This is a genomic window from Streptomyces sp. SP18BB07, assembly GCF_036322545.1.
In the GTDB taxonomy this organism is placed as follows: domain Bacteria; phylum Actinomycetota; class Actinomycetes; order Streptomycetales; family Streptomycetaceae; genus Streptomyces; species Streptomyces deccanensis.
The window spans coordinates 106,734-120,899 of the sequence record NZ_JAQYWT010000348.1 but is presented as its reverse complement, the minus strand read 5'-3'; the positions used below and the strand labels follow the sequence as shown (position 1 = coordinate 120,899).

Sequence of the window (14,166 nt, the reverse complement as noted above, 5' to 3'; positions counted from 1 at the left end):
GGGGCGTCATGTCGACGAGAAGAGGCGTCATGCCGACGAACGGACGCGGACGAGGACGCCTGTGGGCCGCGCTGGGTGGCGCCGCCCTGTTGATCGGCTGTGTGTCGGGGCCCGCCGTGTCGGATGAGGCGGGCGGCTCCGGAGGCCCTGGAGGTCCCGGAGGCGCGGGTCACGGGGACGAGCGCCGGGTGCTGGTGTTCTCCAAGACCGCCGGGTTCCGCCACGACTCCATCCCCGAGGGCATCACGGCCGTACGGGAACTGGGCACCGCCCACGGCTTCACGGTCGACGCCACGGAGGACGCCGGCGCCTTCACCGCCCGCAACCTCGGCCGCTACGACGCCGTGGTCTTCCTCTCCACGACGGGTGACGTCCTGAACCCGGCCCAACAGGGCGCGTTCGAGCGGTACATCAAACGCGGCGGCGCGTACGTCGGCATCCACGCCGCCGCCGACACCGAGTACGACTGGGCCTTCTACGGCGGGCTCGCGGGCGCGTACTTCCAGTCGCACCCCGCGATCCAGCCCGCGACGGTCGACGTCGAGGATCACGCCCACCCGGCCACCGCCGGGCTGGGCGCGACCTGGAACCGCACGGACGAGTGGTACAACTACCGCTCCAACCCCCGCGCGCGGGCCCATGTCCTCGCCTCGCTCGACGAGTCGTCGTACAGCGGCGGCACCATGAACGGCGATCACCCCATCGCCTGGTGTCAGGACTACCAGGGCGGGCGCGCCTTCTACACCGGCGGCGGCCACACCAAGGAGTCCTTCGCCGAACCCGCCTTCCGGCAGCACCTGCTGGGCGGCCTCCGGTGGGCGATCGGCGAGGCCCAGGCCGACTGCCGCCCGGAGAACGGCTACCGGTCGCTGTTCGACGGCACGGCGGCCTCTCTGTCCGCGTGGCGGCAGGCCGGTCCGGGCTCCTTCACCCTGTCCGACGACGGCACGATCACGTCGGCGGGTGGCATGGGGATGCTCTGGTACGCCGACCGAAGCTTCGGGTCGTACTCCCTGAAGCTCGACTGGAGGATGTCCGGCCCCTCGGGCGACGACAACTCCGGTGTCTTCGTCGGCTTCCCGCCCTCCGACGACCCCTGGTCGGCCGTGAACAACGGCTACGAGGTCCAGATCGACGCCACGGACGTACCCGAGCGCACCACCGGGTCCGTCTACGGCTTCCGCTCCGCCGACCTCAGGAAGCGCGACCGCGCCCTGAACCCGCCGGGGGAGTGGAACACGTACGAGATCCGCGTGGAGGGCGAGCGCCTCCGCGTCTGGCTCAACGGCGTGAAGATCAACGACTTCACCAACACCGATCCGGTACGGAGCCTGCGCGACGGCCACTTCGGCATCCAGAACCACGGATCCGCCGATCAGGTGTCCTTCCGTGACATCCGGATCAAGGAACTGCCCGCGCGGGCCGCCGACCGGGCGGACTCGCCACCGGGCGACTGAGCGACGGCGGGCGGGGGACGCCGGACCTCCGCCCGCCGTCTTGCCCCCCACCTCTTCCCTCACCCCTTCCCCTCTTCCCCACGGAGGGCCACCGGCTTTCCCACCACCGGTTCGACGAGGAGGCTGCCCATGCCCGCGCCCGCGCCCGTGTCCACGGCCGTGTCCGTGTCCGCGTCCGTGTCCGATTCCCCACCGCGTGTCGGTGTCTGGCTGATCGGAGCACGGGGTTCCGTCGCCACCACCGTCGTCGCGGGCTGCGCGGCCGTCACGGCGGGGCTGCACGCCCCGACGGGCATGGTCACCGAGACCCCTCTCTTCGCCGGCGCACACCTTCCGCCCCTGTCCTCCCTCGTCTTCGGCGGCCACGACACGGTCGACTGCCCCCTGCCCAAACGGGCCGAAGCCCTCGCGGCCGGCGGCGTCCTGCCCCACGGCCTTCCGTCCGCCGTCGAAGCCGAACTGGCCGCCGCCGACCGGGAGATCAGGCCCGGCGGCCCCCTCCCGGGCGACACGAGGACCCCCGACGAGCTGATCTCCTCCTACGCCGCCGACATCCAGGACTTCGTACGACGCCTGGGCCTGGACCGGGCGGTCGTGGTGAACGTCGCCTCCACGGAACCCGCGCCCACCGGGACGGACCTGCCACCCAGCTCCCTCTACGCGGCGGCGGCCCTGCGCGCCGGCTGCCCCTACGTGAACTTCACCCCGTCCACCGGCCTCCAGCACCCGTCCCTGGCCACCCTCGCCGCCTCCTCCGGACTGCCGTACGCGGGCCGCGACGGCAAGACCGGCCAGACCCTGCTGCGCTCGGTCCTGGGGCCGATGTTCGCGCAACGGGCTCTGACCGTCCGGGCGTGGTCCGGCACCAACCTGCTCGGCGGTGGCGACGGCGCCGCCCTCGCCGACCCGGCCGCCGCCGCCGCCAAGAACGCCGGCAAGGAGCGCGTCCTGACCGACAGCCTCGGGGCGACCCCCGAGGGCGAGACCCACATCGACGACGTCCCCGCCCTCGGCGACTGGAAGACCGCCTGGGACCACATCGCCTTCGACGGCTTCCTCGGCACGCGTATGGTCCTCCAGACCACTTGGCAGGGCTGCGACTCGGCGCTGGCCGCGCCCCTGGTGCTCGACCTCGCCCGCCTCCTGTCCCGCGCCCACGAGGCGGGCCTCTCCGGCCCCTTGACCGAGCTGGGCTTCTATTTCAAGGACCCGACGGGGGAGGGCCCGGCGGCACTGGGCGAGCAGTACGCGGCACTGGCGGGCTTCGCGGAACGGCTGCGCCCGCGCCTACGGCCGCCGCACGGCGTCGACGCGGGCGAGCTGGGGCCTTCGGAAGCGAGGTCTCCTGTAGCGGGGCCTTCGGATGCGAGGTCTTCTGCGGCGGGGCCTTCGGATGCGGGCTCTTCTGCGGCGGGGCCTTCGGAAGCCGACTCTTCGCCAGCGACCGATGCGGCGGCGAGCTCATCGCAGGCGAGCCCTGTGGACGGGAGCCCGGCATGAGCACACGGCCACCTCGTCCGAGGCTCTCCTTCGGCTACGGCACCAACGGGCTCGCCGACCTCCGGGTCGACGACGCGCTCGCGCTCCTCGCCGACCTCGGTTACGACGGGGTCGGGCTCACGCTCGACCACATGCATCTCGACCCGCTCGCTCCCGACCTCGCCGCCCGCACCCGGAGGCTCGCGCGGCGGCTGGAGGAGCTCGGGCTGTCCGTCACTGTGGAAACCGGGGCCCGCTATGTCCTGGACCCCCGCCGCAAGCACGGCCCCACCCTGCTCGACGCCGACCCCGACGACCGGGCCCGCCGGGCCGACCTGCTGGCCCGGGCGGTGCGGGTCGCCGCCGACCTCGGCGCCCACGCCGTGCACTGCTTCAGCGGCGTCACCCCGCCCGGCACGGACGAGGACACCGCCTGGAAACGCCTCCCCGACGCACTCGCCCCCGTCCTCGACGCCGCCACCGCCGCCGGTGTCCCCCTCGCGATCGAACCCGAACCCGGTCACCTCCTCGCCACGCTCGCCGACTTCCACCGCCTCCGCGAGGCCCTCGACAGCCCCGCCGCACTCGGCCTCACCCTCGACATCGGCCACTGCCAGTGCCTCGAACCCCTCCCTCCGGCCGACTGCGTCCGCGCCGCCGCGCCCTGGCTGCGGCACGTCCAGATCGAGGACATGCGGCGAGGCGTCCACGAACACCTCCCCCTCGGTGAGGGCGAGATCGACTTCCCGCCCGTCCTCGAAGCGCTCGCCGCCGTCGACTACCGGGCCCTGACCGTCGTCGAACTGCCCCGTCACTCCCACGCGGGTCCGCACTTCGCCGAGCAGTCCCTCTCCTTCCTCGAACAGTCCCTCGCCCTCGGCCACGGCACGACCGGCCGCACCGCCGACCCCGGGAGCACCTCGTGACCCACCCCCGCACCCCGGCCGCGCCGACGACCGACCACGCCCACCAGGCCCACCACCACGCCCACCACGCCCACCCGGCCCACACCGCCCCCGCCGAGCTGCGCCGCCACCTCGACGCCCACCTCACGGCCGACGCCCACACCTGGCTGGGCCGGGCGCTGGAGGAGGCCGCCGACCATCCGGGCAGCCACGGGCCCATCTCCGCCTGGGAGTTGCGCCTCGCCGAGGCGGGCCGGCGCTGCGGCACCGAGCGCGCCGACGCCGTCCGCGTCCTGATCCTGCACGCGGCCCGCCCCGACACCGACGCACTCACCCGGGTCTACCGCCAGGGCACCGCCGACGAACGCCGAGCCGTCCTGCACGCCCTGCCCCACCTCGTGCCGGGCCCCGAGGCGCTGCACCTCGTCGAGGACGCCCTGCGCACCAACGACACCCGCCTGGTCGCCGCCGCCCTCGGCCCGTACGCCGCCCGCCGGCTGGCCCCGCACCCGTGGCGGCACGCCGTCCTCAAGTGCCTGTTCACCGGGGTGCGCGTCGACGAGGTCGCCGATCTGACCAGCCGAGCCCGGGGCGACACCGAACTCGCCCGCATGCTCCGGGCCTTCGCCGAGGAACGCACCGCCGCGGGCCGTCCCGTACCCGAGGACCTGCACCGCGTCCTGGCCCTGACCGCGCCCCCACCGGCCGACGCCAAGGAGTCCTGATGCGCGTCTTCGACCCCCACATCCACATGACGTCACGCACCACCGACGACTACGAGGCGATGTACGAGGCGGGTGTCCGCGCGGTCGTGGAGCCGGCCTTCTGGCTGGGACAGCCCCGAACCTCGCCCGCCTCCTTCGTCGACTACTTCGACTCCCTCCTCGGCTGGGAACCCTTCCGCGCCGCCCAGTACGGCATCGCCCACCACTGCGCCCTCGCCCTCAACCCCAAGGAGGCGAACGACCCGCGCTGCACCCCCGTCCTGGACGAGCTGCCCCGCTACCTCCTCAAGGACAGGGTCGTGGCGGTCGGCGAGATCGGCTACGACTCCATGACCCCGGCCGAGGACCACGCGCTCGAACACCAGCTCCAGCTGGCCGCCGACCACGGGCTGCCCGCCCTCGTCCACACCCCGCACCGGGACAAGCTCGCCGGTCTGCGCCGCACCCTCGACGCCGTACGGGCCTCCGCCCTGTCCGTCGAACGGGTGCTGCTCGACCACCTCAACGAGACCACCGTGGAGGAGGCCAGGGACAGCGGCGCCTGGCTCGGGTTCTCCGTCTATCCCGACACCAAGATGGACGAGGAGCGGATGGTCGCCGTCCTCAAGGAGTTCGGCCCGGAGAAGGTGCTGGTCAACTCCGCCGCCGATTGGGGCAGAAGCGACCCCCTCAAGACCCGCAGGGTGGCCGACGCCCTGCTCGCGGCCGGCTTCGACGAGGACGACGTCGACCTGGTGCTGTGGCGCAACCCGGTGGCGTTCTACGGACTCAGCGGCCGACTCGACCTCGACGTCACCGCGACCGACGCCACGCACGAGGGCAACAGCATCCTGCGCGGCGGTGAGTGACGCATGCGCTTCCGCCACCCCGACGGCTCCACCGTCCACCTCGCCTACTGCACCAACGTGCACCCGGCCGAGACCGTCGACGGCGTCCTCGCCCAACTCCGCGACCACTGCGAGCCCGTACGCCGCCGCCTCGGCCGCGACCGCCTCGGCATCGGCCTGTGGCTGGCCAGGGACGCCGCCGCTGCCCTGGTCACCGACCCGTCCGCGCTGCGCGGCCTGCGTGCCGAACTCGACCGGCGTGGCCTCGAAGTGGTCACGCTCAACGGCTTCCCCTATCAGGGCTTCGGTGCCGAAGAGGTCAAGTACCGCGTCTACAAGCCGGACTGGGCCGATCCCGAGCGCCTCGACCACACCACCTCCCTCGCCCGGGTGCTCGCCCGGCTCCTCCCGGACGACGTCACCGAGGGCACCGTCTCCACCCTGCCCCTGGCCTGGCGCACCGCCTACGACGAGCAGCGCGCCGCCCGGTCCCGCACGGCCCTGCGCACCCTCGCCGAACGCCTCGACGTCGTCGCCGAGCTGACCGGCCGCTCCATCCGCATCGGTCTGGAGCCCGAACCGGGCTGCACCGTCGAGACCACCGCCGACGCCATCGGCCCCCTGACCGACATCGGCCACGACCGCATCGGCATCTGCGTCGACACCTGCCACCTCGCCACCTCCTTCGAAGACCCGCACACCGCCCTGGACGCGCTCACCCGAGCCGGCGTCCCCGTCGTCAAATCCCAGCTCTCGGCCGCCCTGCACGCCGAACACCCCCACCTCCCCGAGGTCCGCGAAGCCCTCGCCGCCTTCGACGAGCCCCGCTTCCTGCACCAGACCCGCACCGCCACCGCCGCAGGACTGCGCGGCACCGACGACCTGGGCGAGGCCCTCAGGGGCGAGGCGCTGCCCGACGCCTCCCCCTGGCGCGCCCACTTCCACGTCCCGCTCCACGCGGCTCCCGCCGCACCCCTCACCTCCACCCTCCCGGTCCTCAAGGCCGCCCTGGCCCACCTGGTCGGCGGCGCCCACCCCCTCACCCGCCATCTGGAGGTCGAGACCTACACCTGGCAGGCCCTGCCGCCCGAACTGCGCCCCAGCACCCGCGCCCAGCTCGCCGACGGCATCGCCGCCGAACTCGCCCTGGCGCGGGACCTCTTGACCGACCTCGGCCTCAAGGAGCTGCCATGAACCCCGAGGCAGCCGTCCCTTCGCGACCCGACGCCGGCCCCACCCCCCTTCTCGTCCTGGACGTCGTCGGCCTCACCCCCCGTCTCCTCGACCACATGCCTCACCTGAAGGCCCTCGGACAGTCCGGCTCCCGTGCCCCGCTCGGCACCGTCCTGCCCGCCGTCACCTGCGCCGCCCAGTCCACCTTCCTCACCGGCACGCTCCCCGCCGAGCACGGCATCGTGGGCAACGGCTGGTACTTCCGCGAACTCGGCGACGTCCTGCTGTGGCGCCAGCACAACGGTCTCGTCGCCGGGGACAAACTCTGGGACGCCGCCCGCCGCGCCCACCCCGGCTACACGGTCGCCAACATCTGCTGGTGGTACGCCATGGGCGCCGACACCGACATCACCGTCACCCCCCGTCCGATCTACTACTCCGACGGCCGCAAGGAACCCGACTGCTACACCCGGCCGCCGGCCCTGCACGACGAACTCACCGCGGAACTCGGCACGTTCCCCCTGTTCCACTTCTGGGGACCGGGCGCCGACCTGGTCTCCAGCCGCTGGATCATCGACGCTACCCGCCACATCGTCCGCACCCGCCGCCCCGACCTGGCGCTCTGCTACCTCCCCCACCTCGACTACGACCTGCAGCGCTACGGCCCCGACGACCCGCGCTCCCTGAAGGCGGCCGCCGCCCTCGACCGGGCCCTGGCGCCCCTGCTCGACGACGCCCGCGCGGAAGGCCGGACCGTCGTCGCGCTCTCCGAGTACGGCATCACCCGCGCGCACCGCCCCGTCGACATCAACCGCGCCCTGCGCCGCGCCGGCCTGCTCGACGTGCACACCCAGGACGGCATGGAGTACCTCGACCCGATGGCCTCACGGGCCTTCGCCGTCGCCGACCACCAGATCGCCCATGTGTACGTACGCCGCCCCGAGGACCTGGACGCCACCCGGGAAGCCCTCGCGGACCTGCCCGGGATCGATCAACTCCTCGACGACGAGGGCAAGAAGGCTCACCACCTCGACCATCCGCGCTCCGGCGAGTTCGTCGCCGTCGCGGAGCCGGACGCCTGGTTCACGTACTACTACTGGCTCGACGACGACCGCGCGCCCGACTTCGCACGCACCGTCGAGATCCATCGCAAACCCGGCTACGACCCGGTCGAGCTGTTCATGGACCCGCTCGACCCGCTGGTGAAGTTCAAGGCGGCTACGGCACTGGCCCGCAAGAAACTCGGGCTGCGCTACCGCATGGCGGTCGTGCCGCTGGACCCCTCGCCTATTCGAGGCAGCCACGGCCGCCTTCCCGCGAGCGACGACGACGGTCCGCTCATCATCTGCTCCACCCCCCGAGCCGTCGGTGACCGAGTCGCGGCCACCGATGTGAAAGCACTCCTGCTCCGACTTGCCGGTCTGTCCTGACCGGTGCCCAGGACCCACGGGTCCTGACTGGTCACAAGTGAAGCACTCACCACTGACAACGCCCTTCCACGCAGAGGAGTTCCAGGCATGAGCCGCACCCACCAGCCGGATCCCGAACTCACCCACCGCCTCAGCAGACGAGGCATGCTCGGCGTGGCCGCCGGCGCCACGGTCGCCGCCCTGCTGGGCGCGGCCGCCCCGGCACAGGCCGCGGGCACCGAGGCCGCGACCGCCACCGGAGCAGCGGGCAAGGGCCGGGGCCGCCCCGTCCTCCCGCCCGGCCGCCTCGGCATCCAGCTCTACAGCCTGCGCGACAAGGTCTCCACCCTCGGCTTCGCCCCCGTCTTCGCCGAACTGGAGAAGTACGGCTACGACGAGGTCGAGTTCGCCGGCTACACCCAGGGCTCGGCGGGCCCCATCACCCTCGCCCAGCTGAAGCGTCTGGCCCGCAACCACGGCCTCACCCCGATCGGCAGCCACGTCGGCTACTACGCGAGCGACCCGAACGCGTACACCTTCGCCCAGAACCTCACCAAGGTCCTCGACGACGCCCAGGCCCTGGGCCTCAAGCACATCGGTACCGCCGCCGGTCCCTTCCGCTACGGCATGACCGTCGACGCGATGAAGCGGGCCGCCCACGAGTTCAACACCTACGGCGCGGCGGCCAGGGCGCGGGGCATGAAGTTCTACCAGCACAACCACTCCGAGGAGTTCTCCTTCGCCACCGACAACCCCAAGGTCCGCCTCTACGACGTGCTGCTCCGGGAGACCGACCCCGACCTGGTCTTCCTGGAGATGGACATCTTCTGGGCGTACGTGGCGCAGTTCCGGTTCTCGAAGCGGCCCGACGGCACCCCCGCGCCCTTCGAGCCCCTCGACTACGTCCTGCGCCGCCCGAACCGCTACCCGCTCTTCCACGTCAAGGACGGCGACAGCGATCCGTCGAACCCGTACGGCTACCGCATGGTCGACGTCGGCGACGGCGACATCGACTACCAGAAGTTCATCTCGGCCGTCACCCGGTTGAAGGGCCACCGCCTGGCCCACCACTGGCAGGCCGAGCACGACAACCCCGCCGAGTCCTTCACCTTCGCCCGCCGCTCCAGCGAGCACCTGCACTCGCTGCGGGAGAAGTGCTGACCGCACCGGACCGGACGACAACGGCAGCAGGCGGCCGCCCCGTGGTGCGAGACCACGGGGCGGCCGCCTGCTGCCGTACGCGGAGGCGTCAGAGCCACGTGTCAGGCCACTTCGTCACCGAGCGGACGGGGGTTGGGAGCGATGTGCCGGGAGCGGGGCCGACCCGGCGGGTGCAGGAAGACCGCCACGCAACCGGCGAACAGCGAGATGGAACCGGCGAGCACGAAGGCGCCCGCGTAGTCCCAGGCGCCCACGACCACGGCGCCCATACCGGAGCCGAGCAGACCGGACACCAGCTTGGAGCTGTAGACCAGACCGTAGTTGGAGGCGTTGTTGTTCTCGCCGAAGTAGTCCGCGGTCATCGCCGCGAACATCGGGAAGATGGCGCCGCCGCCGAAGCCGGAGATGCTGGAGAACACCAGGAAGAGCGGCAGGTTGCCGATGTTGCCGGACCACAGGATGCCGTACTGGGACAGGCCCAGCACGATGCAGACGAAGATCAGGCACTGCTTGCGGCCGTAGCGGTCGGAGAGCCAACCGATGACGCCGCGTCCCGTGCCGTTGACGATCGCCTTCAGGGACATGGCGGTGGCCACGATCCCGCCCGCGAAACCCGCCTCGTTGCCGAACGGCACCTGGAAGGCGATGCCGAAGATGTTCACACCCGAGGTGCACAGCAGACAGAACCACATCAGCGCCACCCGGCCCGTGCGCCAGGCCTCGCTCGGCGTGTACTGCTTCACGGCCGGCGGGTTCTTCTCCAGTGCGCGCCGCGCGCGCGGGTCGTCCGGCTTGCGCAGCGGGTCGACCTCGGCCGGCCACCAGTTCTTCGGCGGGTCCTGGAAGAACCAGCCCGCCACGGCGACGACCGCCGCGAGGAACACACCGACCGAGACGAGCACCCAGCGGAAGTTCGTCAGGTCCATGTACCCGGTGAAGATGAACACGAAGGGCACCGAACCGTAGGCGAAACCGCCGTTGACGAAGCCGGTCTTGCCGCCCTTGCGCTCCGGGTACCACTTGCCGACCATGTTGACGCAGGTCGCGTACACCATGCCGGCGCCCATACCGCTGAACATGCCGAACCCGACGTACGCGACGACGACGTGCGGAGCGAACGCGAGGGACACGTACCCGAGGAGGGTGCCGACGGCGCCCAGCATCATCGCCCAGCGGGCGGGCAGTTTGCCGCTCTCACGCAGCTTCCCGGCCGGGAAGGCCACCGCGGCCTGGAAGAACACCCAGACGCCCAGCATCCAGAAGATGTGCTGGTTGCTCCAGCTGTGCGCCGTGTGCAGGGTCTCCTCGGCGGACGCGAACGCGTACTCCGCCGAGCTGATGCCCATCATGCCCACCCACGGCAGGATGACCATCCACTTGCGTTTGCGCCCCATGATGTCCAGGTCGGACTCGCCGATCCGGTACATCCGGCCGCCTGCGTCCGTCACCTCCCGGTAGGGGACGGGTGTGGAGATGTCAGTTGTTGCCATGTCGATCGAACCCTCCGCGTGGAAGAAGTCTGGCCAGCGCCCCCTGTCCGTGCTTCTTTGCGCCGGGGCCCGCGGCGAGCGGTCGTCCGCGGGCCCCGTGGTTCGAGCAGTCGCTCAGCTCATCGACCGCCTCCCCAACAGCCCCGCCGCCCGCGCCCACCGGTACTTCGCGCCGAGAACGGCCACCGGCTTCTCGGTCGTGTACGGGTACGCCACGACGCCCCGCTCGAAGAGGTACTGGCAGGCTTCCTCCACCTCGACGTCACCCGCGAGCGACGCCACGACCGGCTTCTCGATGCCCCGCTCCCGGAACTCGGCCACCACGCGCGCGGTGAGCTCCGCGAAGACCATCGGGGGAGTGACGATGGTGTGCCAGTAGCCGAGGACGAGCGCGTGGATGCGCGGGTCCTCCAGGCCCAGTCGGATCGTCGCCTCGTACGTCGACGGAGGCTCGCCGCCGGTGATGTCGACCGGGTTGCCCGCGGCCCCGAAGGGCGGGATGAACTTCCGGAAGGACGCGTCCAGGTCCGGCGGGATCTCCATCAGGTGCAGCCCGTTGTCGGTCACCGCGTCCGACAGCAGTACGCCGCTGCCGCCCGCGCCCGTGATGATCACGACGTTGTCGCCCTGCGGAGCCGGCAGCACCGGCAACGCGCGCGCGTACTCCAGCATGTCGTTCAGCCCCGGCGCCCTGATGACACCCGCCTGCCTGAGGATGTCCTCGTACACGGCGTCGTCGCCCGCCAGCGCGCCCGTGTGCGAGCCCGCCGCCTTCGCCCCGGCCGCCGTACGGCCCGCCTTCAGGACCACCACCGGCTTCTTCGGGACGGTCGCCCGTGCGGCCTCCACGAAGGCCCGCCCGTCCTTCAGGTCCTCCAGGTGCATGGCGATGCACTCGGTGTGCGGGTCCTCGCCGAACCAGGTCAGCAGGTCGTCCTCGTCCAGGTCCGACTTGTTGCCGAGCCCGACGATCGCCGACACGCCCGTCTTCGTGGTCCGCGCGAAGCCCAGGATGGCCATCCCGATGCCACCGGACTGCGAGGTCAGAGCCACCCCGCCCTTGACGTCGTACGGCGTGCAGAACGTGGCGCAGAGGTCCTGCCAGGTCGAGTAGTAGCCGTAGATGTTCGGCCCGAGCAGCCGGACGCCGTGCCGCTCGGCGATCGCCACGATCTCGTCCTGGAGTTCGTGCTCCCCGGTCTCCGCGAAGCCCGACGGGATCAGCACGGCGTTGGGGATGCCCTTGCGACCCACCTCCTCCAGCGCCGCGGCCACGAACTTGGCGGGGATCGCGAAGACCGCCACATCCACCTCACCGGGAACGTCCGTGACACTCTTGTACGCCTTGCGGCCCAGAATGTCATCGGCCTTGGGGTTCACCGGATGGATCTCGCCCGCGAAACCACCGTCGACGAGGTTGCGCATCACCGAGTTGCCGATCTTGCCCTGCTCGTTGGAGGCGCCGACCACGGCCACCGACGCGGGCTGCATCAGCCGGCGCATCGACGTGAGGATCTCCTCGCGCGAGTACCTGCGCCTCGGCTTCGGCACCGACTCCGCGAGGATCACCCGGATGTCCGCCGCGACCGCCCCCTCCGGGGTCGCGATCACCGGGTTGAGGTCCACCTCGGCGATCTCCGGGAAGTCCGCGACGAGTTCGGAGACCCGGCGGATCTGCTCGGCGATCGCCCACCGGTCGACGGGGGCCGCCCCGCGCACCCCGCGCAGGATCTCGGCCGCGCGGATCGAGTCCAGCATGGAGAGCGCCTCGTCCGCGTCGACCGGCGCGAGCCGGAACGTCACGTCCTTGAGGACCTCCACCAGCACCCCGCCGAGCCCGAACGCGACCACCTTCCCGAACGTCGGGTCCGTCACCGCGCCGACGATGACCTCCTGCCCCTTCGGCAGCAGCTCCTGCACCTGGACGCCCTCGATCCGGGCGGCGGGCGCGTACGCGCGCGCGTTGTCGACGATCGTGTGGAACGCGGCCCGTACGTCACCGGCGCCCTCCACTCCGACGATCACCCCGCCCGCGTCGGTCTTGTGCAGGATGTCCGGCGACACGATCTTCATCACGACCGGCCCGCCGAAGCGCGCCGCGTACGACACCGCCTCGTCGACGTCCCGCGCCAGCTCCTCGCCGGGTACGGCGATCCCGTACGCGTCGGCGATCACCTTGCCCTCGGGAGCGGTCAGCGCACTCCGGCCCTCGGCCCGCACGGCGTCGAGGAGGCCCCGCACCCTCAGCACCCGGTCTTCGGCCATCAATCAGATCACTCCGTTCGACTTGAGCAGGCGCAGCTCCTCGTCGCCGAGCCCCAGCTCGCCGACGTAGACCTCTTCGTTGTGCTCACCGAGCAGCGGTGAACTGACCACGTCCACCGGGGAGTCGGACAGCTTCAGCGGGCTGCCGACGGTCACGAACTCGCCGCGCTCGGGGTGCGGCACGGTGACGACCATCTCGTTGGAGACCAGCGACTCGTCCTCGATGATCTCCTTGGTGGAGAGGATCGGCCCGCACGGGATGTTGTGGGCGTTGAGCCGCTCCAGCACCTCCCACTTGGGCAGGGTGGACGACCACTCCTCGATCAGCTGGAACATCTTGTTGAGCTTGGGGAGACGGGCCTCCGGAGTCGCCCACTCGGGGTCGTCCGCCAGTTCGGGCCGGCCGATGAGTTCGCTGATGGGCTGCCAGCCGACGGGCTGCACGATGACGTACACGTAGTCGTTCGGGCCGCCCGGCGCGCACTTCACGGCCCAGCCGGGCTGACCGCCGCCGGACGCGTTCCCGGACCTGGGAACCTCGTCGCCGAAGTCCTCGTTGGGATATTCACGGAGCGGGCCGTGTGCCAGCCGCTGCTGGTCCCTCAGCTTCACCCGACAGAGGTTGAGGACGGCGTGCTGCATGGCCACGTTGACCCGCTGCCCGCGCCCGGTGCTCTCCCGCTGGTAGAGCGCCGCGAGGATCCCCGCCACGGCGTGGATGCCCGTGCCCGAGTCCCCGATCTGGGCCCCCGTCGCCAGCGGCGGTCCGTCCTCGAAGCCGGTCGTCGCCATGGACCCGCCCATGGCCTGCGCGACCACCTCGTACGCCTTGAAGTTGGTGTACGGACCGTCCCCGAACCCCTTGATGGAGGCATAGACGATACGCGGATTGATCTCCTGGATGCGGTCCCAGGTGAAGCCCATGCGGTCGACCGCGCCCGGGCCGAAGTTCTCGACCATGACGTCGGAGCGCCGGATCAGCTCGGTGAGGATCTCCTTGCCGCGCTCGGTCTTGGTGTTGAGGGTGATGCTCCGCTTGTTGCAGTTGAGCATCGTGAAGTAGAGGGAGTCGACGTCCGGGAGGTCGCGCAGCTGCTTGCGCGTGATGTCCCCGGTCGGCGCCTCCAGCTTCACCACGTCCGCGCCGAGCCAGGCGAGCAGTTGGGTGGCGGACGGGCCGGACTGGACGTGCGTCATGTCGAGGACGCGGATGCCTTCGAGAGCCTTGGTCGACGTGCCTGCGCCGGACGTTGCTGCGGTGGGGGTCATCGGGGG

The 14,166-nt window shown here is 71.4% G+C and carries 11 protein-coding genes; 8 read left to right on the top strand and 3 right to left on the bottom strand.

The features are described from left to right. The first annotated feature begins 29 nt into the window (after positions 1-29). The 8 genes from PUR53_RS34130 (at position 30) to PUR53_RS34095 (ending at position 9,136) form a co-directional block, all read left to right on the top strand. A complete protein-coding gene (locus tag PUR53_RS34130) occupies positions 30-1,457 on the top strand; it encodes a ThuA domain-containing protein (RefSeq protein ID WP_329910812.1) in 1,428 nt (475 codons plus the stop codon). Positions 1,458-1,586: 129 nt separating this feature from the next. After that, positions 1,587-2,957 (top strand): inositol-3-phosphate synthase, encoded by a 1,371-nt coding sequence (locus tag PUR53_RS34125; RefSeq protein ID WP_329910811.1) that lies wholly within the window; start codon positions 1,587-1,589, stop codon positions 2,955-2,957. Beyond that, positions 2,954-3,862 (top strand): sugar phosphate isomerase/epimerase family protein, encoded by a 909-nt coding sequence (locus tag PUR53_RS34120; RefSeq protein WP_329910810.1) that lies wholly within the window; start codon positions 2,954-2,956, stop codon positions 3,860-3,862. The genes PUR53_RS34125 and PUR53_RS34120 overlap by 4 nt, the downstream gene beginning before the upstream one ends. Continuing rightward, a complete protein-coding gene (locus PUR53_RS34115) occupies positions 3,859-4,566 on the top strand; it encodes an EboA domain-containing protein (protein ID WP_443080392.1) in 708 nt (235 codons plus the stop codon). The genes PUR53_RS34120 and PUR53_RS34115 overlap by 4 nt, the downstream gene beginning before the upstream one ends. Then, the gene (locus tag PUR53_RS34110) at positions 4,566-5,414 is read left to right on the top strand and encodes a TatD family hydrolase (protein ID WP_329910809.1); all 849 of its coding nucleotides are present in this window, start codon (positions 4,566-4,568) and stop codon (positions 5,412-5,414) included. The genes PUR53_RS34115 and PUR53_RS34110 overlap by 1 nt, the downstream gene beginning before the upstream one ends. 3 nt (positions 5,415-5,417) lie before the next feature. Continuing rightward, positions 5,418-6,587: a metabolite traffic protein EboE gene (eboE, locus tag PUR53_RS34105; RefSeq protein ID WP_329910808.1), complete on the top strand. Its 1,170-nt coding sequence runs from the start codon at positions 5,418-5,420 to the stop codon at positions 6,585-6,587. Further along, positions 6,584-7,996, top strand: coding sequence for a nucleotide pyrophosphatase/phosphodiesterase family protein (locus tag PUR53_RS34100; RefSeq protein ID WP_329910807.1), 1,413 nt, complete (start codon positions 6,584-6,586; stop codon positions 7,994-7,996). The genes eboE and PUR53_RS34100 overlap by 4 nt, the downstream gene beginning before the upstream one ends. An 87-nt stretch (positions 7,997-8,083) precedes the next feature. After that, positions 8,084-9,136 (top strand): sugar phosphate isomerase/epimerase family protein, encoded by a 1,053-nt coding sequence (locus PUR53_RS34095; protein WP_329896960.1) that lies wholly within the window; start codon positions 8,084-8,086, stop codon positions 9,134-9,136. A gap of 101 nt (positions 9,137-9,237) precedes the next feature. Here the strand turns inward: PUR53_RS34095 and PUR53_RS34090 are convergent, their stop codons facing one another. From PUR53_RS34090 to frc, 3 genes are all read right to left on the bottom strand, one after another. Next, complete coding sequence (locus PUR53_RS34090; RefSeq protein WP_329910806.1) at positions 9,238-10,626, bottom strand: OFA family MFS transporter; 1,389 nt, start codon at positions 10,624-10,626, stop codon at positions 9,238-9,240. Between the two features lie 114 nt (positions 10,627-10,740). Next, on the bottom strand, positions 10,741-12,891 hold the full coding sequence (locus PUR53_RS34085) for an acetate--CoA ligase family protein (RefSeq protein ID WP_329910805.1): 2,151 nt from the start codon (positions 12,889-12,891) through the stop codon (positions 10,741-10,743). A gap of 3 nt (positions 12,892-12,894) precedes the next feature. Next, complete coding sequence (gene frc / locus PUR53_RS34080; RefSeq protein ID WP_329896957.1) at positions 12,895-14,160, bottom strand: formyl-CoA transferase; 1,266 nt, start codon at positions 14,158-14,160, stop codon at positions 12,895-12,897. Positions 14,161-14,166 lie beyond the last annotated feature (6 nt).